The organism is Chryseobacterium sp. HMWF035, assembly GCF_003094695.1.
GTDB lineage: Bacteria > Bacteroidota > Bacteroidia > Flavobacteriales > Weeksellaceae > Chryseobacterium > Chryseobacterium gambrini.
Map to the genome: position 1 here is coordinate 37894 of NZ_QEHP01000050.1, position 25724 is coordinate 63617.

22 protein-coding genes are annotated in these 25724 nt (G+C 36.2%); 10 read left to right on the plus strand and 12 right to left on the minus strand.

The genetic code is table 11. The features are described from left to right. Positions 1–311: 311 nt before the first annotated feature. Positions 312–1079 carry a dihydropteroate synthase gene (gene folP, locus DD829_RS08290; protein WP_108411328.1) on the plus strand — a complete coding sequence of 256 codons (768 nt, stop codon included), beginning with the start codon at positions 312–314 and terminating at the stop codon, positions 1077–1079. A gap of 99 nt (positions 1080–1178) precedes the next feature. Here the strand turns inward: folP and DD829_RS08295 are convergent, their stop codons facing one another. From DD829_RS08295 to alaS, 5 genes are all read right to left on the minus strand, one after another. Then, on the minus strand, positions 1179–2645 hold the full coding sequence (locus tag DD829_RS08295) for a M20/M25/M40 family metallo-hydrolase (protein ID WP_108411329.1): 1467 nt from the start codon (positions 2643–2645) through the stop codon (positions 1179–1181). A gap of 114 nt (positions 2646–2759) precedes the next feature. Further along, positions 2760–2996, minus strand: a complete 237-nt coding sequence (locus DD829_RS08300) for a hypothetical protein (RefSeq protein WP_108411330.1) — start codon at positions 2994–2996, stop codon at positions 2760–2762. A gap of 27 nt (positions 2997–3023) precedes the next feature. After that, on the minus strand, positions 3024–5222 hold the full coding sequence (locus tag DD829_RS08305; RefSeq protein ID WP_116547668.1) for a hypothetical protein: 2199 nt from the start codon (positions 5220–5222) through the stop codon (positions 3024–3026). Positions 5223–5502: 280 nt separating this feature from the next. Further along, a complete protein-coding gene (locus tag DD829_RS08310; RefSeq protein ID WP_108411577.1) occupies positions 5503–7959 on the minus strand; it encodes a DUF5686 family protein in 2457 nt (818 codons plus the stop codon). A gap of 151 nt (positions 7960–8110) precedes the next feature. After that, complete coding sequence (alaS, locus tag DD829_RS08315) at positions 8111–10714, minus strand: alanine--tRNA ligase (protein ID WP_108411680.1); 2604 nt, start codon at positions 10712–10714, stop codon at positions 8111–8113. A gap of 653 nt (positions 10715–11367) precedes the next feature. Between alaS and DD829_RS08320 the strand changes: the two genes are divergently transcribed. From DD829_RS08320 to msrB, 4 genes are all read left to right on the plus strand, one after another. After that, positions 11368–11922 (plus strand): RNA polymerase sigma factor, encoded by a 555-nt coding sequence (locus tag DD829_RS08320; RefSeq protein WP_076392426.1) that lies wholly within the window; start codon positions 11368–11370, stop codon positions 11920–11922. Between the two features lie 11 nt (positions 11923–11933). Further along, complete coding sequence (locus tag DD829_RS08325; RefSeq protein ID WP_108411681.1) at positions 11934–12206, plus strand: hypothetical protein; 273 nt, start codon at positions 11934–11936, stop codon at positions 12204–12206. 80 nt (positions 12207–12286) lie between these two features. Beyond that, positions 12287–12736 carry a DUF417 family protein gene (locus tag DD829_RS08330; protein WP_076392430.1) on the plus strand — a complete coding sequence of 150 codons (450 nt, stop codon included), beginning with the start codon at positions 12287–12289 and terminating at the stop codon, positions 12734–12736. Positions 12737–12750: 14 nt separating this feature from the next. Continuing rightward, positions 12751–13866: a peptide-methionine (R)-S-oxide reductase MsrB gene (gene msrB, locus DD829_RS08335; protein WP_108411683.1), complete on the plus strand. Its 1116-nt coding sequence runs from the start codon at positions 12751–12753 to the stop codon at positions 13864–13866. 110 nt (positions 13867–13976) lie between these two features. Here the strand turns inward: msrB and DD829_RS08340 are convergent, their stop codons facing one another. The 3 genes from DD829_RS08340 to DD829_RS08350 form a co-directional block, all read right to left on the minus strand. Beyond that, the gene (locus tag DD829_RS08340; RefSeq protein WP_116547669.1) at positions 13977–14636 is read right to left on the minus strand and encodes a hypothetical protein; all 660 of its coding nucleotides are present in this window, start codon (positions 14634–14636) and stop codon (positions 13977–13979) included. A 120-nt stretch (positions 14637–14756) separates the two neighbouring features. Next, the gene (locus DD829_RS08345; protein ID WP_108410742.1) at positions 14757–15602 is read right to left on the minus strand and encodes an ABC transporter permease; all 846 of its coding nucleotides are present in this window, start codon (positions 15600–15602) and stop codon (positions 14757–14759) included. A gap of 2 nt (positions 15603–15604) precedes the next feature. Then, positions 15605–16507: an ABC transporter ATP-binding protein gene (locus DD829_RS08350; protein WP_076392438.1), complete on the minus strand. Its 903-nt coding sequence runs from the start codon at positions 16505–16507 to the stop codon at positions 15605–15607. Positions 16508–16624: 117 nt separating this feature from the next. Here DD829_RS08350 and DD829_RS08355 point away from each other — a divergent pair, with 117 nt between their 5' ends. The 4 genes from DD829_RS08355 to DD829_RS08370 all read left to right on the plus strand — a co-directional run bounded on the left by DD829_RS08355 (position 16625) and on the right by DD829_RS08370 (position 21400). Further along, positions 16625–17983, plus strand: a complete 1359-nt coding sequence (locus tag DD829_RS08355; RefSeq protein WP_108410741.1) for an AAA family ATPase — start codon at positions 16625–16627, stop codon at positions 17981–17983. Positions 17984–18121: 138 nt separating this feature from the next. Beyond that, a complete protein-coding gene (locus tag DD829_RS08360; protein WP_108410740.1) occupies positions 18122–19228 on the plus strand; it encodes an NAD(P)/FAD-dependent oxidoreductase in 1107 nt (368 codons plus the stop codon). A gap of 267 nt (positions 19229–19495) precedes the next feature. Next, a complete protein-coding gene (gene prfB / locus DD829_RS08365) occupies positions 19496–20608 on the plus strand; it encodes a peptide chain release factor 2 (protein ID WP_087709536.1) in 1113 nt (370 codons plus the stop codon). An 84-nt stretch (positions 20609–20692) separates the two neighbouring features. Continuing rightward, complete coding sequence (locus DD829_RS08370; protein ID WP_116547670.1) at positions 20693–21400, plus strand: DedA family protein; 708 nt, start codon at positions 20693–20695, stop codon at positions 21398–21400. A 136-nt stretch (positions 21401–21536) separates the two neighbouring features. Here DD829_RS08370 and DD829_RS08375 read toward each other — a convergent pair whose 3' ends face one another. Continuing rightward, positions 21537–22409 carry an alpha/beta hydrolase gene (locus tag DD829_RS08375; RefSeq protein ID WP_108411339.1) on the minus strand — a complete coding sequence of 291 codons (873 nt, stop codon included), beginning with the start codon at positions 22407–22409 and terminating at the stop codon, positions 21537–21539. A gap of 63 nt (positions 22410–22472) precedes the next feature. Continuing rightward, the gene (locus DD829_RS08380) at positions 22473–22910 is read right to left on the minus strand and encodes a hypothetical protein (RefSeq protein WP_116547671.1); all 438 of its coding nucleotides are present in this window, start codon (positions 22908–22910) and stop codon (positions 22473–22475) included. Between the two features lie 244 nt (positions 22911–23154). Here DD829_RS08380 and DD829_RS08385 point away from each other — a divergent pair, with 244 nt between their 5' ends. After that, positions 23155–24054, plus strand: coding sequence for a DUF808 domain-containing protein (locus DD829_RS08385; protein ID WP_116547672.1), 900 nt, complete (start codon positions 23155–23157; stop codon positions 24052–24054). An 86-nt stretch (positions 24055–24140) separates the two neighbouring features. Here DD829_RS08385 and DD829_RS08390 read toward each other — a convergent pair whose 3' ends face one another. Further along, on the minus strand, positions 24141–24491 hold the full coding sequence (locus tag DD829_RS08390) for a prevent-host-death protein (RefSeq protein WP_076392458.1): 351 nt from the start codon (positions 24489–24491) through the stop codon (positions 24141–24143). 101 nt (positions 24492–24592) lie between these two features. Further along, a complete protein-coding gene (dnaJ, locus tag DD829_RS08395; protein WP_108410030.1) occupies positions 24593–25711 on the minus strand; it encodes a molecular chaperone DnaJ in 1119 nt (372 codons plus the stop codon). Positions 25712–25724: the final 13 nt, after the last annotated feature.

Here is a 25724-nt window from a genome sequence, read left to right on the forward strand (position 1 = left end):
TATACGAATTTTTGTGTGTTGGAGGGGTTCGGAATAGGAGAGTTTGGGCGTTTTTGGGTGAGAGCGTTTATGAGTTTGAGGGAGAGCGTTTATGCATGGTGTGGTTAATAGGCATTTAAATGATATTTTCAGATTTGTGCGTTTCTTTTTTATGCTATTTTTGTAGAATAAACTCAATTCGTAATTCCAAAATGTTTACTCATAAACCATCCGGCTTCCCAGCTCTCTCATTCTCCAACACTCAAACCTTTGAACACTTTCACTCCATCAACTGCAATGGAAGATTAATAGATTTATCAGCCCCGAAAATCATGGGAATTCTCAATCTCACTCCGGATTCTTTTTCAGACGGCGGAAAATTTAACAATGAAAAATCTGCGCTGGAACAGACTGAAAAAATGCTGAAAGATGGTGCTGAAATCATCGACATCGGACCGCAATCCACAAGACCGAATGCGGAATTTCTGACTTCTGAAGAGGAAATCCGAAGAATCGGAAATATCATTTCTCTAATTAAAAAAGAATTTCCGGAAGCTTTGATCTCTTTGGATACATTTTATTCCGGAACCGTAAAATTTGGTTTTAATGAGGGCATTGATCTGATTAACGATATTTCCAGCGGTCAGTATGATGATAAAATGTTTGAAACTGTTGCAGAAACAAAGCTGCCGTACATTCTCATGCACGTAAATCCTACTTATGAGACGATGCACGATAAGATACAATTTGAAGATATTATTCTTTCAGAAAATCGATATTTCTCAGAAAAAATGGCAGAATTGCTCAAGTTAGGAGTGAAAGATCTGATCCTTGATCCCGGTTTCGGATTTGGTAAAACAGTGGAAGATCAAATGAAAATGATTGATGAGGTAAAGTATTTAGGATTTGGGAAATTCCCTTTACTGATCGGTATTTCAAGAAAATCTTTCATTTATAAACCTTTAGGAAAATCTCCTTTGGACATTAATGAAGAAACTCAAAAACTCCATCTGAAAGTTTTGCAGCAGGGCGCAAAAATTTTGAGAGTTCATGATGTCTTGGAAGCTATGAAAACTCTGGATAGATTTTTGAGGAATTAAAATGATCCGAATCGTCGGATTTTCATGATTAAAAAACAAAAAAGCTGTCTCAAAAGTCAGTTTTTTGGCTTTTGAGACAGCTTTTTTATAGTTCTAAATTTATCTTTCCAGTGTAAAATTAGAAATCACTTTCGGACGTTCGGTTTCATTGGCTACTTTCCATGAAGTTCGGTACATCCATTCCGTCATTTTATACAGCTTTTTGTAATTAATATTTTCCGATTCATCTTGCGGCGTATGATATTGATCGTGCAGAACACTCGTGAAAAATATTGCAGGAATTCCTGCTTTTGCATAGGGTAAATGATCGCTTCTGAAATAAAAATATTCTGCATGCTTCGGAGAATCCCAATCTTTCAGATACCTGAATTTCGTACTTTCATTATTGGCATCTTCAGCCATTTTTACCAATTCTTCAGAATTTTTGTGAGGCGGGTTTCCTCCCAGAAGCGCAGCTTCATTATTATTATTTCTCCCGATCATATCACCATTGAGAACGGCAACAATATTTTCTTTTGGCACAACAGGATGCGCTGCATGCCATCTCGAACCCAATAAACCTCTTTCTTCAGCACCATGAAAAACAAAGAGAATACTGCGTTTTGAAGGCTGTTTTTTATAGGCTCTTGCCATTGCCAACATCGCAACACAGGTACTTGCGTTATCATCTGCGCCGTTGTAAATTGTATCGTTTTTTACAGGATGTCTTATTCCGTCGTGATCCTGATGTCCGCTGATTAAAACAAATTCGTTTTTAAGTTTAGGATCTGTACCGTCTATTTTTCCGATGATGTTTACGGAAGGATATTTATAAGTTTCTGTGATGAGGTGCAGCGAAATTTTAGGATTGTTTTTTACCCAGTCAGAATTTTCTCTTTTAATCCATAAAACCGGAATATTATTCGTCACACTTTCTCTTAAACCTTCTACTCCGTAAGAACCTCTCGTCATTTGCGGTAAAACTTCAACCCAGCTTTTATCCGATGTTTCGTCTGTAATGAAGATGATTCCTTTTGCTCCCAGTTCAGATGCTTTGTTATAGTATTTTGTTCTTACAAAACCGGGATATCTTCTTACGAAAAGCGTCATTTCCTTTTCAATATTCTTGTCAGATGCATTTACGGCGAGAATTTTACCTTTAATATTTAATTTTGATAAATCTTCGGGTTCGGCATTTCCGGCATAAATAATTTCAGAATCGATGTTTGCATTTACGGGTTCCGCAACAAGAAAATCTTTCCATAATTTTAAAGAATTATCCCCAATTTTCAGACTGCTCTGCGGAATTACCTGATGTCTGTACATATCAAAAAACTGAAAGAAAGTTCCGTTGTCTCCGGCTGGTTTCATTCCTGCTTCCTTAGCTCTGTCAGCAAGCCACATTGATACTTTAAGTTCGTCTAAAGTTCCTGCTTCACGGCCCAAAAACTGATCGGCTGCAAGATCATACATATCTTTGCGAAGATCGACTTCTTTAATAGCAGAAACCAGAGGTTTTTGATAGGATTGAGCAGTAAAAGTCCCAAAAATAAACACACTGATTGCAGATAATAGGTAATTTTTCATCTTGAATTTTTTAATGATTGGGATTACACTTTTAAAATTTAACACAAAATAAACAAAAAATGAAGTTTAAGTTGAGGTTAAACTTTAAATAAGAAGAAATACGTTTCTAAAAGTTTAATTCAGATTCGCAAGTTTATCCGCAAACTGTTTAGAAAATTCTTTTCGGTCTTCCTCCATTTTCTCCGGTGTGGAAGGAAGAATATAATTGAAAAGGATTTTATTTTCGTTATCCAGAAAGATGATTTCCTTTTCGTTTCCATCGATCATTTGGGCAAAGATTTCCCACATCGAGGTATCTTTTAATTTTAATAACTCGAAAAACTGATCTGCTTTTATTTCGATTTTCTGCATTTATCTTTTATTTAACGGTTTCATTTTTTAAAAATCCAGAATCTTTAATTTAAACTGAACTGCAAAATTTTGTTTAAAATTAGGAGTGGTGTAATATCCAACCCTGTAAAATAATCCCAGATTAAAGTAGGTTGATAGGAAATTATTCCATTCCAGACCGACTTCCTGATAAAGGTGATCCAAAGGATGGAATCTGAACTGATGGTAATCGGGATGCTTCATATTTCCCGTCGTTCCTCTTAACACAAAGTCGAAGCTTGAAATATTCTGCCCGAAGCTTTTAAAATACCATGGGATTTTATGGGTAAAATAATAGGCAATAAACCGGTCGTTGTAATATTTTCCCCCTTCCAGAGTGGCAAATCCTAAGAAAGAAGTTAGGTTAAAATTAAAATCTTTTCTTGAAGAAGCAAGCCCGTTCATGGTGAAATTTTTCCAGATCGGCGCATCTCCGAAAACCATTCCGCCATAGAGTCTGAAACCTGTGGTTCCAAACATCGTTTTGAAATTATGAACCAAAAGCGCATCAAATCGTGTATAATCGAAATCTCCGCCAAATATTTTGTAGCTTTGTTCATAATTAAAGTACAGTTCGGGATATTTCTGACCGATCAGCGATTTTCCCTGCGGCGTCATAATATTCGTAGAATTTGGGGAATATTTTAGTGTAAATAGGGTGTTAAAATTATCAAAAGAAGGACCTCTTCCACGGAAAGAATAATCGAACATCGCTTCTTCCAGATTTCTTCGGGCAGCAAAAACCAGTGTTAATCCGTTGGTAACATCGTTCAGGTAAGACACTGAAGCGCCTTTGTAACGGTAATAACGATCGTTATTCAGGTTATTTCCATAGTTTGCCGTTCTCATTTTAAAGCTCCAGAGTCTTCTGTAAAATTCACCGGAAGCTGTTACATCATCATAATAATCCAACCGGAAATACGAGTCTTTTTCCAGAGTTGTTTTGATATCAAGACCAATCCTGTATTTCCATTTATCATCCTTAAAACCGTAAGCAAAAAGGTAATCCGGAGAAAAATACGGATTGAAATTTTCATTAAGTTTTGCTTTTAATCCAACTCTGAAGCCTTCGTAAAGGTTGTAATTGACGATTTCGTCCACTGCAAAATCCATCACCCCCACTTTAATCTGTCCGTTTAGGAACAAACCGCCCAAAACTCTTGCTTTTCGGTCGATATTATAGATTTTTCCCAGACTGTCGATGGTTTTATAGGTATTTTTTTCTCTTTCGGTAAGAGGATCAGTTCGGTACTGGTCTAAGGTTTTTCCGTCGATATTTTTTACTGAAAAAGTGTAGCCTTTGAAGTCATTCTGAGAGTTTTCGGCAGGGGAATGATAATCGAAATACCGCGATGTAAGAAACGCATAGGTTCCGAACGTTTTTTTACTTTTCCTGTCGGTTTTTTCATCGCCTTTTTCGTTTTCCATCTGCATATTGCTCATTTTCAGCTTTACGGTTTCGTATGCCAGAAACCATTTGTTGTTGAAGAAAATCCACGAACTGGTAATAATTCCGTCGTTTTTATTCTTGCTGAAATTTTCAATTTTTTTTACGCCGTAGGTTTCGGTATCTACATAAATAGCGCCGTTGTATTTTCGTTTTTTATCGGGCTTTTTGTAATTCACTTCCCTGAAACGGATAACGAAATTTTTTCTTCCGTCCATTTCAATGGTATCGGTAAGAAAGAAGCGGTAAAGTCCGCGGTTTTCTTTTTTAAGCTGATCCGGAATTTTGTCTCTGTTGCTCTGCTGAAGCGCGATCATTTCATAAATAGGCTGCTTGAGACCGGAAATTCTGTTATCCAGAATATTGATCTTCTCACCGTATTTTTTAGAATACAGAAATTCCTGCGCTCTTTCCCAGAGAAACAGTTTGCTTTTCGAGAATATTTTTCGCGCGGTAATGTTGTTTAAAGAATCTTTTTCCCGCTTTTTTTTGAACATTCCGGTTTCTTCGAAGAATTTGTTGTACTGCGAAATGCTGTCTTCGTCGATATCGAGAGAAATTTTTTCGTAAGATTTGTAATAGTAGGAATCCAGCGTTTTGGGAGAGTTCTCATGGAAATACTGATTCACTTTATTAAGGATTTCCAGTGCTCTCGGATCACTTTTGTCTTCGATGATAACGGTTTCAATAGAAGTAACTTTCGATTGTGAAAAACCAAAAATACAGATTGAAAAACATAGAAACAGTAAAATCCTTTTCATAGAAAACCTTGCCAAAATTACTAATATTTATTGTCCCGCAAAAGTTTTGTTAATTGATATTAATGGGATCATTCATTGGAAATATCTTTTAAAAAATAAGACTCAAACTCTTTATCTTCAATCAAAGGACAGGATTCTTTTTGCATTAGAAGAAAATAATATTGCAGAGAAACACTCAGTAAGCCTATGTTTCATGGTTATTTTTTCAGAAAGATAATAAAAAAACAGAAACCCGAAAGCTTCTGTTTCTATTTTGCAGATAATTATTTTGAAATACGGCTTAGTTTAACAGGTTAAATCTCAGTTTGATTGCAAAATTATCTTTAAATTCCGGGGTCTGATAATATCCTAAACGGTAAGAAAATCCTACCCCAAAGTTTCTTCCCAGAAAACGGTTCCAGATAACTCCGGCTTCCTGATAATAATGATCCAGTACCTGAAACTGGAACTGATGATCCTGTCTGTTTTTCATGTTTCCGATCGCCGCCTGATATTCAAGTTCGATATTGGAATATCTTGATCCGAAAGTTTTAAACCTGAAAGGAAGATACTGCGATACTTTGAAGGCAACAAATTTATCGGTAAAGAACGTTCCGGAAGGCATGGTTGCAAAACCTAAATTGGAAGGTGTCGTAATGCTCGAAGTCCAGTTGTCTCTGTTCGCATCGGTTTGTCCTGCGATTTCAAAGTTTTTCCAGATCGGTGCATTTCCTGAAGAAATTCCTCCGAAAAGTTTGATGTTCGTATATCCTAATTTTGATCTGAACTGATGAATAATTAACGCATCCACTCTGTGATAATCCAGATCTCCGCCTAACGTTTCAAATCCTTTTTCGTAATTCATGAAGATTTGCGGATATCCTTTTTCATAAGTGAACTTTCCGCTCGGCGTCATGATATTTTTGTCATTCGGCGAGAATTTTAGGGATAAAGTGGCGCTTGTATTATCGAAACGGCTGCCCATATTTTTATACTGATAATCAAAAAGAGCCTGTTGCTTTTCTTTATTCACGGCAACTTTCACGCTTAAAGAATTCGAAATATCATAAAGGAAAGAAGCGCCCCATTTCTGGTTTTTGTAAAAAGTTGAGTTGTGAAGATCCAGATTGATGTCTGAAAATTTCATCATCATGTCCCACATATTGTTGCTGAATCTTCCGGCTGCGAACACATCATCCACATAATCGATCCTGAAAACAGACGTTCTTTTGTCTGATAATCTTACATCAAGCCCTAAACCGTATTTCCAGGTATGGTCTTTAAATCCGTACCCGAAATAGCCGTCCGGAGAAAATGTTTTGTTAAATTTTTCATTCAGCTTGATTCCTGCTCCCAGACGAAGACCTTGATATTTATCGTAACTGAAAAACTTCGTAATGTCGAAATCGATGAATTTATACCGCAGATTTCCTCTTAAAAGCTGCGTTAATGTATTCAGCTTTTTTTCAAAATCATGCTTTTCCACAAAACTGTCGATCTTGGTGTAGGTTGCACTTTCTCTCGCGGTAAGACTGTCGGTTCTGTATTGGGACAGGAGACTTCCGTCCGAGTTTTTCATTTCAAGAGAATAGCCTTTGAATTCGGATGCTTTTTGTTCTTTATTGATCTCAAAATCGAAGAAACGGTTTTTCACATATAGATAATTTCCGAAATTCTTTTTGTTGTATTTCGTTTTTTCTCCGGGTTTCAGACTGTCTTTTTTAGAAGTCTCGAAACTCTGGCTTCCCATTTTTACTTTCATGTTTTCGTAGTCTAAGAACCACTTTCCATTAATAGGCTTCCAAACCGAAACAATATCTCCTTCATTCCGCTTTTTGCTTTGGCTTTCAAATTTTTTCAAAGCATAGGTTTCAGAATCGATGTATATTTTCCCGTTGAATTTTCTCGGATTCTGCTTCTTTTTATCGGTGATTTCCTTGAATTTAATCATAAAAGTTTTTCTTCCGTCAAGCTGTAAAGTATCGGAAAGATAAAAATTGAATAATTTTCTGTTTTCGGGTCTAAGCTGTCTCGGTGTTCTGTCAAGATTAGAAATATTGATCGCTAAAGCCTCATAAATCGGATTTTTAAAACCCGACATTCTGTTATCAATGATATTGGTTTTTTCCCCGAAACTTTTAGAATATTTGTATTCTGCAGCTTTCTCCCAAAGAAACAGCTGGCTTTCGGTGGTCGCCTGAATAAGATCTTCTCCGATCAAAGAATCTTTTTTCTCTTTATCCGTTTGCTTAAGGTCTTTTTTATCAACTTTCGAAAGCGAGTCTTTTCTTACTGCCAAAAAGTTTTTATACGTATCCACAGAATCTTTATCTACGTCAATAGAAAACTTGGAATACGATTTAAAATTGTAGGAATCCAGCGATTTTGGTGAATTCTCTTTGGCTCTTTTGTTTACCTCATCTAAAATTCTCAATGCTCGCGGATCACTTTTATCCTGAATGACAATTTTGTCTATATTTCCCATCTTTTCAGACAAAGGCTGCATGGAAACTTCCATAGAAGGTTTTACATCCACGATTACATCCTGAAAATTACTGGCAAGAATTTCGACCTTTTTACATTTTGTTTTAAAAGATACACTGCCGTTGAAGTCGGTTTTCCCAAGAAGTGCATCGTCACAGTAAACGGCTGCATTGTGAATAGGCTTTTTGTCCGCTTTATTGAAAACTTTCACCTGATTCTGTGCAAAAAACACTACCGAAATAAACAAAAACAGGGAAGATAGATATTTTGTCATTAGTCTTTTTTATAGATAAGACAAAACTAAAAATAAGAAGGTTACAAAACGATAAGAAAAAATATAATCTTTTGTTAAAAATAAAATCAGCTGTACGCAAAGATGGTACAACTGATTTCTTATAATAACTTTATTGACGTTTTAAGTTTGTCTAAATATTCAAAGCTTTCTGATAGGCATTTTCCAATCCGTCAAGATTTTTTCCTCCTGCTGTTGCAAAACCAGGATTTCCGCCGCCGCCGCCTTGGATTTCCTTTGCTAAATCTTTTACGATAGCTCCTGCCTGATAATTTGCAGCCAGATCGTCTGAAACACCCACCGTAATCATTGGTTTTCCGTCTGCATCAGAAAGGATGATCGTTACTGAAGTCGGGATTTCTCTCTTCAACTGGAATACGATATCTTTTACAGAACCTGCATCAAGAGACGTTTTCTTTACCAAAAGCTGCTTATCGCCTTTTTGTTCATAAGCATTTTTCCAGTCGCCGATTTCTCCTTTTGCTTTTTCTTTCTTGAAAGCTTCCACTTCCGATTTTAAAGAAGCATTTTCTTCCATCAGCTTTTCAATCGAACGGATGAGGTCTTTGGATTTTAACAACTGAGAAAGTTCAGCTACCTGCTTTTCAAGATTTTTGAAATATTTTTCAGATTCGTCTCCGGAGATCGCTTCAATTCTTCTGATTCCTGCTGCTGCAGAACTTTCGGAAAGAATTTTAAAATGACCGATTTCGCTGGTGTTTCTTACATGAGTTCCTCCACAAAGTTCTTTCGAGCTTCCAAACTGGATCATTCTTACATTGTCTCCGTATTTTTCGCCAAACAAAGCCATTGCTCCCTTGTCTAAAGCCTCCTGAATCGGGATGCTTCTGAACTCCTGTAATGCAATACTTTCTTTGATTTTTGCATTCACTTTATTTTCAACCAAAGCCAGTTCTTCTTCCGTCATTTTGTTGAAATGAGAGAAGTCGAAACGCAGATAATCGGGACCTACGTAAGAACCTTTCTGTTCAACGTGCGTTCCAAGAACTTCTCTTAGCGCTTCATGCAGTAAGTGCGTTACCGAATGGTTTGCCTGAGAATTTTTTCTTTCTGCAGCATTTACTTTAGCATAGAAAACAGCTCCTGCATCTTTCGGAAGACCGTTAATTAATGAAATAATCAGTCCGTTTTCTTTTTTGGTTTCCAGAACCTCAAAACTTTCCGTGGCGTTTTCAAGAAGACCTTTATCTCCAACCTGTCCGCCGCCATCCGGATAGAAAGGCGTTTCGCTTAGAACCACCTGATAAAATTCTCCGTCTTTATTTTCTATTTTTCGGTATCTTGTAATGTAAGTTTCAGATTCTAATTGGTCGTAGCCTACAAAATTTTCTGCTTTTTCCTCAAGAATTACCCAGTCGTGGACTTTTTGTTCAGCACCACCTCTGGAACGCTCCTGTTGCTCTTTCTTTCTCGCTTCAAAACCTGCTTCATCAATCGTTAAGCCTTTTTCTTCAGCAATAATTCTCGTTAAATCATTCGGAAAGCCGTAAGTATCATATAATTCGAAAACTTCATCGCTTGGCAGCACTTTCAAATTGCTTTCAATGGTCTGCTGAATTAATTTTTCAACTCTTATCAGTCCGTTTTCAATTTTATTAAGAAAAGATTCCTCCTCGCTTTTGATCACTTCTGTAACCAAAGCTCCCTGTTTTTCAAGTTCAGGGAAGAATTTACCCATTTGCTCCTGAAGAACGGCAACCAATTTATAAAGGAAAGGTTCTTTCATGTCTAAGAATCTGTAAGAATAGGAAACCCCTCTTCTTAAAATTCTTCGGATAACGTAACCTGCACCTCCGCTTGAAGGCAATTGTCCGTCTGCAATGGCAAAAGAAACCGCTCTGATATGGTCTACCACAACACGAATCGCGATGTCTTTTTCGTCTTTTAAAATTCCGGTATATTTTTTTCCTGAAAGTTCTTCCACTTTAGCAATTAAAGGGGTAAAAACATCCGTATCATAATTGGAGGATTTTCCCTGAAGCGCCATACAAAGACGTTCGAAGCCCATTCCGGTATCAACATGTTGCGCAGGAAGTTTTTCCAAAGAACCATCAGCTTTTCTGTTGAATTCCATAAAAACGAGATTCCAAACTTCCACCACTTGAGGATGGTCATTGTTCACCAATTCAAGACCGGAAACTTTAGCTTTTTCTTCCGGAGTTCTTAAGTCAACATGAATTTCAGAACACGGTCCGCAAGGTCCGCTTGCACCCATTTCCCAGAAATTGTCCTTCTTGTTTCCGTTGATGATTCTGTCTTCAGAAATATGGGATTTCCAGAAATCGTAAGCATCCTGATCTCTTTCCAGATTTTCGGAAGCATCTCCTTCAAAAATGGTTACGTAAAGATTTTCTTTAGGAATTCCATACACTTCCGTCAGCAATTCCCAGGCAAAAGCAATAGCATCTTTTTTAAAATAATCACCAAAAGACCAGTTCCCCAACATTTCAAACATGGTGTGGTGATAGGTATCTCTACCTACGTCATCCAGATCATTGTGCTTTCCGGAAACTCTTAAACATTTCTGGGTATCGGCAATTCTTGGGGCTTTAGGTTCTTTGTAACCTAAAAAATAATCTTTAAACTGCGTCATTCCCGAGTTGGAAAACATAAGGGTAGGATCGTCTTTCAGCACAATAGGAGCCGAAGGAACGATAAGGTGTTCTTTACTTTTAAAATAATCTAAAAATTTTTGACGAATCTCTTGTGATGTCATAATACTATATATTGCTTTGCTTTTTACAAATTTGATAAGATGCAAATTTAATGTTTTTGAGTGATTTAGTTTTAAATATTTGATACTTTTGCTAAGATTTGTATAATAATCTGAAACATTTTCATGAGCTTTTTCCCGCTTTCCATTGCAATTCCTCATTGCGCGGCTCCGCTTTGCTCCGCCGCTTCACTGCGGGATTTTCATTGCAATCGGGGCTAAATCACGATTATAATTTTCACTATTTATCGAAGTTTAAAGTAAAATAGTTTTGCTCCTTTAGGAGCAGAATCTGTGTAGAAATAAGAATACGTCTATCAATCAATCCGTAGGATTGATATCTGTAATACGATAAATTTTCTAAAGATAGCATTCCTACGGAACGCCGAACTTCCTCCGAATATGATTTCTACACAGATAAAAACTCCATAGAGTTTTCTAACATTTTACTTTAAACTACTTTATCAGAATCGTGTTATTAGTGATAGGATTTGTGGCATTTGTGTTAAAGAAATAAGATAGTATTGCTTAGATACTTTCAGCAGGACAAATACAACGCACAAATTGATTGATGAAAACTTTGCAGTTTATGATTTAACTTTCTATATTCGTTTTTAACTGTAAAAATGTGCTGATTTTTTTATAAATTTAAATCAATGACAAAAAATGAAACCATTAAGAACTGGATCGATCAGTATTCCGGGCAGTTGCTGAGAAGAGCTGTTTATCTGCTGTCGGATAGAGTGGAGGCGGAGGACACTGTTCAGGAGGTTTTTATCTCTGCTTTTTCGTCATACGAATCTTTTGAAGGGAAAAGTCAGCCTTTAACGTGGTTAATGACAATTCTAAACAGAAAGGTTGCCGATTTTTACCGCAAAAAATACAAATCGGAACCACAGATAAGACTGGATCATTTTTTTGATGAAACAGGATCGTGGAAAAATGACGATGTGCTGAATGACTGGAATGCTGAAAATAAAGGAACAGAACTTTTAGATGATACAGAATTTAATACAACATTGGAGGATTGCCTGGAAGAATTGCCCGTTCGGTGGAAACTTCCCATGAAAATGTATTATCTTGAAGAAAAAAAAGCACCCGAAGTAAGTCAGGAACTGAATATTTCTACGACTAATCTTTGGAAGATTCTGCAGAGAGGCAGAATGCAGCTCAGAGAATGTCTGGAATTTAACTGGTTTGCTCAATTATAAATGCTTTTAAAATGTTAAAAAAACTAATCCATATCCTATTTTTACCATGCAGTGAAGCAACCATGCTCATGGAAAAAAGAAACGCAGGCAACATTTCTTCAAAAGAGAATCGAAAACTTTCCATGCATCTGAAAATCTGTAAATGGTGCAGAGCTTATAAAGAAAAGCTGGAAATTTTAGATGAAATTTTAAAAAGAAAACTTTTTAATGAAGAAAAAAGTAAAATTAATGATTCTGAAATTCAGGATTTTAAAGAAAAAATGATTAAAAAATTAGATATTTAAGAAATTTTTTGTCAGGATTTTGAAAACGTTCCGACTATACTTTTGAAAATAACAAAGTATTAACTCAAAATCTTAAAAAAATGAACGGAACTACACTTAAAATCGATAACAGAAACCTTGCCGGAAAAGCAGGGTATTACATCTCACTTTTCGGAGCTGCCATCATTCTGCTCTGGATCGGAATTTTCAAATTCACACCTACAGAAGCGAACGCGATAAAACCTTTGGTAGAAAACCATTTCCTTACTTTTTTCGTATATGATATTGTAAGCATTCAGGCAGTGTCTAATGCTATCGGAGTGATAGAAATTATCATTGCATTACTTTTAATTTTTAGTGTGAAATTTGCATCACTCAGAAAGTACGCCGCCATCGGAATGATCGTTACCTTCCTTACTACTTTAAGCTATTTATTTACAACTCCGGGAGTTTGGAAAATAGTGGACGGAGTTCCGGTAACAGACTTTTTCATCATAAAAGACCTGATGCTTTTAGGCTTTGGATTAATGATTTTAAATATAAAAAAATGAATAACAAGATAAAAATGAAAAACATACTAATTCTACTCAGTGTGGTACTGGGAATAGCAGTTTTTGCGACAAGCTGTGGAGATGCCAAGCAAAAATCCACAGACAATAAAAAAGAAAATGAGACCATTATGGACAATAAAAATGTAAAAGAAGTTTATTTTGCGGGAGGATGTTTCTGGGGAACCGAGCATTTTTTTCAGCAGGTTCGCGGAGTCGTAGGAACAGAGGTAGGCTATGCCAACGGAAATACAAAAAATCCTACATATGAGGAAGTGGTAAGCCACACCACGGGTTTTGCCGAAACCGTAAAAGTAAAATATGATCCTGAAGTAGTAGATTTAAAACTGTTAATCGATTTATATTTTAAAACCATAGACCCGACAAGCATTGATAAACAGGGAAATGACAGAGGAAACCAATACAGAACAGGAATTTATTCCACAGATAAAGAAACGGAAGCGATCGTAAAAGCTGAAGTGGCAAAACTGGCTAAAAATTACAGTAAACCTGTTGTGGTGGAAACTATTCCTTTAAAGAATTTCTATAAAGCGGAAGATTATCATCAGGATTATCTGGATAAAAATCCGGGAGGTTACTGCCACATTGAGCCGGGATTGTTTGAAATGGCAAGAAACGCCAATCCGCCCAAAAAAGAAACAAAGGGAACTAACGAAACCAAATATCAGAAGCAGGATAAAAAAGCTTTAAAAGAAAAACTGACTGCTGAACAGTATAACGTTACTCAGGAAAATGGTACGGAAAGAGCTTTCCAGAACGAATACTGGGATGAAACCAGAGAGGGAATTTATGTAGATATTACCACAGGAGAACCTTTGTTTATCTCCACCGATAAATTCGAATCCGGTTGTGGATGGCCAAGTTTTTCTAAACCGATTACCAAAAAATTAATCGAAGAGAAGTTAGACCGTTCTCACGGAATGACGAGAGTGGAGGTGAGAAGTAAAACAGGAGATGCGCATTTGGGGCACGTTTTCAATGATGGCCCTGCAGACAAAGGCGGACTTCGTTACTGTATCAATTCTGCTTCCCTGAAGTTTATTCCGAAAGCGGAAATGCAGGAAAAAGGTTACGGAGAATATATTTCTTTACTCGATAAAGATAAAAAGTAAGTGTTAAGTGAAGAGGTGATTGAAGGGGCTGTCGAAAGGCAGCCTTTTTATGTTTATACTTTAAATTGAGTACTCTGTTATTCAGAAATGAGTGGAACGAAGTGAAGAATCTATTGAAGTTTTAGCTGAAATCTTTCCTTAATGCTGAACATGGAAATATTCAGAAATAATAGAAAAGCAAATAAAATGTAGTAAGCTCCTTTTGGAAGTTCAGATACATTTTCAAAAACTGTTTGGAAATGTTGATTAAAGGCTAAAAACTTATCCATAAAAGTAGGTTCTTCAACTTCGTAAATCAAGTCATTGCACAAAAGATATTCGGATTCTTTTTCTTTAGTTGGTTCAACATAATAATGAACTGCAAAAATATTTCCGGTTTTCTCTGTATCTATAGCATACATATCATTTTTCGAAATGTGCATATCATTTAAAATGGAAATGAGATCTGCATAAGTATTTTTGTCAGAAAGAATAAATTCAATTCCGGAATTTTTCTCATTTCTTTTCTGCATTGCTTTGATTTCGGAAACAAAAAAATCCGAATTATTTTTGGCTTCATTTGGTGGAACGGCAATTTTCTTGTAATTCCAGTTTCTTAGTGGTTCAAAGGTAGCATTCTGATTATAATTGTCTTTTCTAAGTTTCGCAGGGAGTCCAAAATCAACTACATTATAAACTGTTTTATCAATATATGGATGAATGTAATACCAAAACAAAACAGGAATCAGCAAAGCACTGATCAGTCCCGGAAAATAATAGATCTTTTTCATGGTTATAATTTAATTTCATCTGAATGAAAATTTTAAGCCAAAAAACAAAAAAAGTGATCCGTAAAAACGAACCACTTAAAAAAATAATCTGAATATATTGTGTTGAATGTTTCAAAAAAATTACCAGTCCTTCTTTCTGAGAATCCAGTACGACCCGAAAATAAAAATCGCACACCAAACCAGACACGCAAATAAGCTTTCGGTAGGATAGTGGAATTCATATTTTCCGCCAAAGATTTGCGCCGCTTTTAAACGCATCATCGGATTGGGAATAAGACTGGACATACTTTCCAGAGGAAAAAGATGACTGATGAAGAAATCGTCTTTCATAATCTTTAATCGTTCCGCTTCCTGTGTTCCTCTTACTTTTGAGAAAACTTCCACGGTAGACAAAATGCTTTCTGCAACCCATAAAACAAAGAATGCAAGAAAAACAAACACCGATTTTCTCAATAAAACCGAAAGAAACATCAGGAAACAGAAAAATGTAAACAGTTTCACAAAATAATTGCCAATAAAGAAAACCTCTTCAAAAACTTTTCCTGAATCTGTCGTATCGGAATACTGATATCCCAAAAACAAAGTAAGCGCAAATACAATAACCGTGGAAATAATCGTGAAAATGCTTATCGTTAACAATTTAGAGCTGATAAATTCCTTTCTGCTTAAACCGTCAATCGTGTTCTGCTTAAACATCCGGTTGCTGAATTCCTGCGAAATCGAAAAAACAATGATTAATCCTAAGAAAATCTTCAGCAAAGCCACAATCCATGTTGTGAAATTCCAGATTCCCGGAAAATTATAAATTCCCTGCTCTTTCAAATTAATCTTTCCTCCGAAAGCATCAAAATCCACCAGTCCGACGAAAAGCAAAGTAATAAGAATCGCAAAATATAAGATCGTAAAAACCTTAAACGGTCTGTAGTTCAGGTTTTTGTAATATTCTAGTTTTAGTAATTTCAGCATGATTATTTTGTGTTTTTTACAAGTTCAAGGAATTGAGATTCAAGAGACAGTTTTTTCTTCGTTAAATGAGACAGGAAAATCCCTTTTTCAGCCAGTTTCTGGTTCAGCGCCGAAGCCGAAATAGAAGCATCATCACGGATCTGTGCTTTCAGAATATCGCCTTCCGGATTTACCGCAGTAAACCACTGCAGCTCATTCAGTGCATTTAAAAGTAATGTATTGTTGTCTGCTTTCAATTCAAAATAACCATTATTGGCGGTCATTTCGTCCACCCTTCCGCAATAGATAGAATTTCCCTCCTTCAAAACAATTACATGACTGCATATCTTTTCAATTTCATCCAGAAGGTGACTCGCAATAATAATCGTAATGCCCTGTTTTGCAATATTATTGATGATATCTCTGATCTGGATAATTCCTTCAGGATCAAGACCGTTTGTAGGCTCATCCAGAATAAGAACCTCCGGATTGTTCAGCATCGCCGAAGCAATCGCAAGACGCTGTTTCATTCCCAGAGAATACGTTCGGAAAGGATCTTTTTTTCTTTCCAGAAGATTAACCGTTTTCAGCACTTCATCAATTCTGGAATAAGGTGTTCCTTTAATTTCGGCAACAATTTTAAGATTCGTCTCCGCATTCAGATAAGGATAAAAATTAGGCTGTTCTATAATCGCCCCGATTTTTTTCAGCGTATCCGGATCGGTTCCTTTCTTTCCAAACCAGTACCATTCTCCGCTTGTCGGGTTAATCGTAGAAAGCAGCATCCCGAAAGTGGTGGATTTTCCGCTTCCGTTCGGTCCTAAAAGTCCGTAAACATTCCCCTTTTCCACATCAAAGGAGATATTGTTTACCACGATTCTCTTGAATTTTTTAGTCAGATTCTTTACTGATAAAATTTTTTCCATGTAATTTGTTTTACATAGTAGTAGTGTATATAATTCACGTTTTGTTACAAATTATATCATCAATCCGTAAAATTTAATTTCTAAAAACATTAAATTTGATAGAATTAATAGGGAATTATGAAGTTAATTGAACTGGCAAAAGAACTTACCGTTTCAGCCGAAGCGATCAAACAGTTTATTCAGGATTTTGATCTTGAGCTCGTAGAATGCATAAGCACAAATTTTGAAGTAAAAGAAGATTTTGAAAAGTTTGCGCGCGAAAACATCGAATTTTTAAAACTTTACGAAAAAGATTTAGACAAAACAAAAACACTGGAACAGATTGCGGAAACCATCAATCAGCCCAAAGAAAAAATAGAAAAAGCCATTAAAGAAGCCGATCCGAATATTTTTGACAACGGTTTCTTCAAATCTTCCATTTCAAGCTACGGAATCGATAACAAACTGGGCGGAAATTATCAGTTTGTATACGATTACTTCGGGCATAAAACCAGCCTTCAAAAAAGAGATTTTATCGGTTACCGGGATCTGTTCTTCTATATTTCAGGCGCTCTGGAACCGTTTTTAAATCCGCAGCAGATTAAAGACTGGGGAATCAACAAACCTGCCGGAATTATTCTGTATGGTCCTCCCGGAAGCGGCAAGATTTTCTGGGCAAATAAAATTGCGGAAATTATAGGGTATCAATTTAAAGAAGTTAAAAAACATTACCTCGGAACCTCTTTTGTAGACGGAATTCAGACCAATTTCAATGATTTTCTGGTAACCATTATGAAAAAAGATAAAATTCTGCTGTTTCTGGAAGACTTTGATGAAATTATGATGGCAAGGAAAGCAGACAATAATGTCGCTTCCTGTAATCTGGAAACACAAGAACTTATTCTGCATTATATTTCGAAATTTGAGCAGGGAAATCTTTTAATGGTAGGTTCGGCAAATTCCGTTTCTGAAATTAATGAAGAAATTCTGGCTCCCGGAAGATTCGATGTCATGATTCCTGTTTTTCCGCCCAATCTTGCGGAAAGATCTGAAATCATTTTATATGCGATGACAAAAAATCTGGAGAAGGATTCTTTGCTGTTTAAGATTTTAAAAAACAACAAAGCCGATAAAATTCCTTTCTGGAATGAGGTTTCTTCACAAATGAAAGTATTCAGCAATACGATGCTCATCGATTTTACCCAAAGTCTGAAAAAAAGAATTAAAAATGAATATCAGAAAACACGGAACGAAAATTTAAAGATCGATCAGAAACTTTTAAAAGGGGCTTTAAGAGATGCAGCAGCGAAACTGACGGAAGAATATCTGGATCAGATTGCGAGATTTTTAGCAGATGCGATCATCAATAATTTCGATCAGTTCCAGCAGAGAATTCAGAATCTTAAAAAAGAACTGGATACTTACAAAGCAGTTGAAGAACCAAGAAGAATCATCGGATTTCATCATAACGGCGAAGAAGAGGGAAGTCAGGGATAGAAAGGTGAATTCTCTTTGTTTGTGAATTTTGCGTTGCAAGTCAACTATCAATTTTTATAATATTATGACTCAGAATGGAAAAAAAAATTCACAAGCGAAGAGAATTGACTATTCACAATTTACCATAAAAATAACTTTATGAACAGCATCTGGGAACTTGAAACTTTTTACAGAAAACGCGAGGTTATTATTATCGGAGCCGGTTTTACGGGACTTTGGACGGCAATCTCCATTAAAGAAAAATATCCCGAAAAATCTGTTTTGATCATTGAACGAAATTCTGTTCCGATGGGCGCTTCCACGAGAAATGCAGGATTTGCGTGTTTTGGAAGTTTAACGGAAATAATTGCCGATTCTGAAAAAATGGGCTGGAAAAAAACATTAGACCTTGTAAAGATGAGGTTTGACGGTTTGCAGAAAATTCAGTATTATTTTAAAAATTCGGAAATAGATTTTGATCTGAATGGCGGTTTTGAAATTCTTAACCATGATGAGCCTTTACAAAAGTTGGATGAAGTGAATCAAAAGCTGAAATCCATTACCAATATTGAAGAAACCTATTTTTTAAGCCAGTATAAAATTCAGGAATTCGGTTTGGGAAAATCTCAACATCTGATTGAAAATCCGTGTGAAGGAAGTCTTCATTCCGGGAAACTCCTTCAAAAATTACTGGAAAAGTGTCACGAATTAAAAGTTGAATTTCTTTTCGGAACAGAAGCTGAAAATATCACGGAACATTCAGATGAAATTGAAGTTCATCTTTCAAAAAATCTTTCTGTGAAGGCAGATCAGTTAATTCACTGTACGAATGCTTTTGCTTCAAGATTTTTAGACAAGGAAGAAATTATTCCGGCTCGAGGACAGATTATTTTAACGGAACCGATTGAACATCTGAAATTAAAAGGGACATTTCATTATGATGAAGGTTTTTACTATTTCAGAAATCTCGGAAACCGAATTTTATTGGGAGGCGGGAGAAATCAGGATTTTAAAACAGAAGAAACCACATCTTTTGAAACCACCGAATTTTTGCAGAATCATCTTGAAAATTTTTTGAAAGAAGTCATTTTACCCAATCAGCATGTTGAAATCGCTCATCGCTGGTCAGGAATTATGGCAATGGGAACCGAAAAAACACCGATTGTAAAACAACTTTCAGAAAGACAGTTTTGCGCAGTCCGCCTTTCGGGAATGGGCGTTGCATTGGCTCCGAAAATCGGGGAGATCGTAGCGGAAATGATTTAATTTCAGTCACATTAGTTTTTATTACTTTAAAATAAAAGACAAGTAGGAAGAAAATCAAAGATTTTCAGAAACTAATGTGTTCTTCTCTACAATACGAAAGAATTAAAATCTTATGTGACTGATGTGTTTAAATTTAGAATTAACTAAGAATACCAATAGATAAGCTGAAGGTATATTTCAGCAGGAATCTGTACTAATTCGTGAAATCTGCGGGACAAAAATTTGCACTCATAATTTTATCCGTATTTTTGCAAAAAATAAACAATCGTGATTAACAGCGACCAGATAAAAGAAATTCAGTCAAGAATTGATGATTTACATAAATATCTTCAGATCGATAAAAAGAAGATAGAAATTTCTAATGATGATGAAAAAACAGCAGCTCCTGAATTTTGGGACAATCCTAAAGAAGCTGAAGGATTTCTGAAACAGCTCCGTTCCAAAAAGAAATGGGTGGAAGCGTATGACGAAATCAATACCCAGTTTGAAGATTTACAGGTTTTGGCAGAATTTGCCAAAGAAGATCCGGATTCTGAGAAAGAACTGGACGAAACCTTCCCTCAACTGGTTGAAAAAATCGAAGACCTTGAGTTCAAAAATATGCTTTCCAATGAAGGAGATGAGCTTTCTGCCGTTTTACAGATTACAGCCGGAGCAGGAGGAACAGAAAGCTGCGACTGGGCTTCGATGTTGATGAGAATGTACACCATGTGGTCGGAAAAACAGGGCTATAAGATCCGTGAACTGAACTTTCAGGAAGGGGATGTTGCCGGAGTAAAGACCGTAACGCTTGAAATTGAAGGTGAATTTGCATTCGGCTATTTAAGAGGAGAAAACGGAGTTCACCGTCTTGTAAGAATTTCGCCTTTCGATTCCAATGCCAAGCGTCATACGAGTTTCGTTTCGGTGTATGTGTATCCTTTGGTGGATGATACCATTGAAATCAACATCAATCCTGCAGATATTTCATTCGAAACCATGAGATCTTCCGGAGCAGGAGGTCAGAACGTAAACAAGGTAGAAACGGCGGTGCGTCTTCGTCACGCACCTACAGGAATCATCATTGAAAACTCAGAATCGCGTTCCCAGCTTCAGAATAAGGAAAAAGCAATGCAGTTGCTTCGTTCGCGATTATATGAAATGGAACTGGAAGAGCGTATGAAAGCCCGTAACGAGATCGAAGCCAATAAAATGAAGATCGAGTGGGGAAGCCAGATCCGAAACTACGTTATGCACCCTTATAAACTGGTAAAAGATGTGCGTTCCGGATACGAAACTTCGGATGTGGATTCTGTAATGAACGGAAACATCACTCCGTTCCTGAAAGCTTTCCTGATGGCGGATGGAACGGCGGTTTCAGATGATGATATGGAATTGTAACAGGATGTTTAAATTTCGTTAAAATCTTATAATAAATTTTCGATTGACGTTTATTAATCCTATTTTTGCTACTTATCAAAATGTATGGAAGATTTCAATAGCTGGAAAGATTTATTAAACCCTGAGTTTTATATCAAGCTTGGAGGATTTTGGCTCATTCTGTTTATCATTTTCGCCGAAACAGGTCTTTTTGTAGGATTTTTTTTGCCGGGCGATTCATTGCTTTTCGTTTCGGGAATTTATTCAATTGATATCATCAGAGAGACTTTCGGCTCCACAGGGAGCGATTTTCTTGATACATTTATTTTAGCGGCATCTGTAGCTTTAGCGGCAATTGTTGGAAATGAAGTAGGCTATTATTTCGGAAGAAAAACAGGTTCTGCTCTGTATAAAAAGCAGGATACATGGTTGTTTAAAAAGAAATATCTTTATCAGGCTCATGATTTTTTCGAGAAAAACGGAGCTTTGGCAATCATTATGGCGAGATTTTTACCGGTGGTAAGAACATTCACCCCGATCGTTGCAGGAATTGTAAAGATGGATAAAAAGGCATTCTTAAGAGATAATATCATCGGAGCGGTGCTTTGGTCGTTTTTATTGATTTTTGCAGGACATTATCTGGATAAATTATTCATCGATCAGTTTGGAATCGATCTTAAGAAAAAATTAGAACTGATTATTATTGTGATTGTTCTGATAACAACAGTTCCGGTTATTATCAAATTTTTATTCGGCAAGAAACAGGATTTCTCCAAATATGAAAATCATAATTTTGATGAAGACGAAAAATAAAAAAGTACTTTTAAAATAGATCTAACCCGTTCGTTTGAGCGGGTTATTTTTTGCGATATAGTGTAAGATTCATCCTTCTTGGCAAATACAGAAGCGCGAAAAGCCAACCTCAAAATACAAACTCTGATTTCAGAAACTAATCCTTAATCCATTCTAAAATATTGGGATAAATAATGCTGTCTCTTTTCTTTCTGCTAAAAAATCTCGGCACATGACCTGTATTTTCCATAAAAATGAACTTATGAGGGATATTTTGAGCCGTTAAAGCAGAATCTAAAGCAATACCCTGTTTCGGGCTGACTAAGAAATCCTGGTTTCCCTGAAAATGAAGGGTCGGAACATTCGAAATATGGGCAATCGGACTGGCTTTTTTAAATTCTTCCGATAAATTTTTTCGCATAAATTTCGTTCCCACCACTTTTTGGATGGTTGGTGAAGAATATTTGGAGTAAAATGAATTGAGATATTCCGGAGAATAAAAATCTGTCGGTCCGCTTAAGGAGATGATTTTTTTAATTTTATCAGGATTTTGATAGCCATACAGCAAAGCAAGATGACCTCCCGCACTTTCTCCCAAAAGGATATAATTGTTGGGTTGAAGCTCCGCTTTCTGTGCCAGTTCGTTGAATTTGGCAATCACCGAGTTGATGTCTTCAAGCTGTTCCCGGTACGTGATTTTTTTTGATTTAGAAACCAGCCGGTAATTCATATTAATACTCGGAATATTATTTTTAAAAAGCATTTTCTGAATCTGGATCATGTGTTCTTTTTTGCCCAAAGTCCATGCTCCGCCATGAATTAATAAGACAACCGGAGAATTTTCAGGATAATCTGAAGGAAGAAAAATGTCTGCTTTCTGCCTTTTATGTTCGCCATATTTCAGATTGTAAATTTTCTGTTCGTTATTCGTTCCCACCCAGACTTTAAATTTTCTCGTATTGCATGAAGTCAGAATAAAGCCAATTAACCCTAAAACAAAGAAATGATAACGAAGAATCAGCTTTTTCATAGAATAAATGTACAGAAAATTAAAATTTAAAAATTAATAATGGCAGAAATTTTTATTTTTTTATCATGAGTTCCATTCCATATATCCGAAAAGAAAATGGTTGTTTTCACACAATAAAGTTTTTCCTCCCGAAGCAAATAAACTTTCTCCCCGATACCATGTTTCGTAAATAATTTCTTCAGGAGAATATTCTTTACTGCATATTTTACAAAAAATTGAATGAAAATCTTTGCGAATCATTACTTTAATTGAAAAAGATTGTACATATTCATTTTTTTCTGCAAAATCAATATCTTTTTCTGCTGCCAAAAGTAATTTCCTTAAACGATTGATATTTTGATATTCAATATGTCTTGGGGCATCTTGAGGTAATTTTTTGCAATACTTATGATAGATTTCTATTTCATCATCATAAACTTCTATCAGCTTTTCAGTTTCAATCTTCACTTTTGAGACGATCTCATTGTTACTGTTTTTTACATCGAAGGTATAATATATCATGGTAATATTTTGATTTTAAAGGCTAAAATTAGAATTCGCCTTGTAAGTTTCATGGTATTTTTTGATGATTATTACGAATATACAAATTATGAGGAATACAATTTGATATACAGATTTTAAAATAATTAATCTTGATTAACTAAGCGATAAATAAGTTTAAATAAAGCTCGGTCAGTCATGTGAAAAACCGAATTAAATAATTATTTTTGCCCTTTAACAAACATTAAAAAAATATTAAAATTTTATGGCATCTGGTTTTTTTGCGATCTTGGATGATATTGCTGCATTAATGGATGATGTGGCGGTTACAAGTAAAATAGCAACTCAGAAAACAGCTGGAATCTTAGGCGACGATCTTGCTGTAAACGCTGAAAAAGCGACTGGTTTTCTTTCGTCCAGAGAACTTCCTGTTTTGTGGGCAATCACAAAAGGATCATTCATTAATAAGCTCATCATTCTTCCGATTGTTTTCGTACTGAACTGGCTTTATCCGCCTGCGATTAATTATGTTTTAATTTTAGGAGGTTTATATCTTGCTTTTGAAGGCGTGGAAAAGATTATAGAGTTTCTGTTTCACAGGGATAAAAAAGGGCATGAAGTGGTAGAAGAAGTGGAGGAGAAGAATACCAATTCTGAAGAAACGGAAAAGGCAAAGATCAAGTCTGCAATTACTACAGATTTTATTCTGTCTATTGAAATTGTAATTATTGCTTTGGGAACAGTGCTGGAAGAAAGCCATCCCTTTATTACCCAGATTTTGGTAACCTCATTGGTTGCTTTTATTGCGACTGTAGGTGTTTACGGAATTGTAGCTTTAATTGTAAGAATGGATGATGCAGGCTTTAAGCTGATCAGAAAAAGTAACGATAAAGGAATTATCGGAAAACTGGGACATCTTCTTGTAAAAGCACTTCCAATAGTTATAAAAGCTTTGGGAGTGATCGGAACGATTGCCCTGATTATGGTTGCCGGAGGAATTTTTGCACACCGAATAGAATATTTCCACCATATTCTACCATCATGGTCTTCAGATAAAATACTTACGGTTCTTAAAGAAGTGATTCTGGGACTTGCAGGAGGATTGCTTGCCGTGGCTGTTTTCACCATTGGAAAAGCTTTATTTTCTTTAGTAAAACGCGCATAGAAAATTGATCAATAATAGTAAAAATTCGCGGCTTCATAGAAGCCGCGAATTTTTTATTTCGAAGACATAAACTATATCCTTTTTATTTAGTTCAGATCATAATTCATGATCACCAGTCGCAGGATAAAATGTACATAATCCTGGTCTGCATTTTTTCTGTTGATCAGATGGTTTTTATATTCATAGGATTTCAGGACAGAAAGCAGTTGTCTGTAAGTCTCCAGATCTTCGTTTTTGATCTTTACCCTCATATTTCCGTCTCTTCTTTCTACGATTTTGTCATCCAGCGTTCTTACTTTAAATAAAACCTCGCATGATTTTTTAGCAGGTCCGAAATATCTCTCAACAATATTAATTTTGAATGCATCAAAAGTAATCGTATTGAAAATAAGATTCGCCGTAGATTCTGGTGTATGGAGTTGAAGCTTGTAGTTCATGAGAAATTTTTACAATAAGTACAATATGTACAGGTTTTTTAATTTAAAGTAGTTTTAAAATTCAAAAAGAGACTTTTCAAAGAAAGCCTCTATAAATATAGTTAATTGAAAAGATCTTTCACCTTATCGAAGAAAGTTTTTTCTTTACCGGATGGTTCCGCAACCATTTCTCCGCTGTTCATTTGTTTTTCGAAGAAGTCTTTTTGATCTTTTGTCAGCTTTTGCGGGGTCCATACATTGATGTGGATAAACATATCACCTTTTCCGTAGCTGTCGATACTTGGAAGACCTTTTCCTGCTAATCTCAGAATTTTTCCGGATTGCGTTCCTGCATCCACCGTAATTTTCACTTTTCCGCCAACTGTTGGAACCTCTTTTTTCGTTCCCAAAGCCGCTTCAGCAAATGAAATATACAATTCCTGATGAAGATTATCTCCTTCTCTTTTAATTACTTTATCAATTTCCTCTTCGATAATTACCAGTAAATCTCCCGGAATACCTCCAAAAGGAGCATCATTACCTTTTCCTCTTACATTTAACTGGATACCGTCTCTTGCACCGGCTGGAATATTGATCGTAACTTCCTCTTCATCTTTAATCAATCCCTGAGCATTGGCTCCCGCCGGAATTTTATCTGCCACTTTTCCGATTCCCTGACACGTTCCGCAGGTTGTCTGAGTCTGCATCTGTCCGAACATCGTATTCATTACCTTAAGCTGTACACCGGAACCGTTACAGGTAGGGCAGGTTTTTGAAGTGGCACCTTCTGCCATCTTCATTTTCTTTACTTTAATGGTTTTCTGCGTTCCGTTCACCATTTCATCAAGATTCAGCTTAATTCTGATTCTTAAATTAGAACCTTTTACCTGTTGACGACCACCGCCGCCACCGCCAAATCCTCCGAAACCGCCACCGAAAATATCTCCAAACTGGCTGAAAATATCTTCCATGTTCATTCCGCCGCCGAAACCGCCTCCTCCGAAGCCTCCGTTTCCGCCCATTCCTGCGTGTCCGAACTGGTCGTATCGCGCACGCTTCTGTTCGTCGCTCAGAACTTCGTAAGCTTCTGCAGCTTCTTTAAATTTTTCTTCGGCTTCTTTATCGCCCGGATTTTTATCAGGGTGATATTTAATGGCCATTTTACGGTATGCTTTCTTTATTTCGTCGGCTGATGCAGATTTGCTGATCTCAAGAACCTCGTAATAATCTCTTTTTGACATCTTTATATGAGTA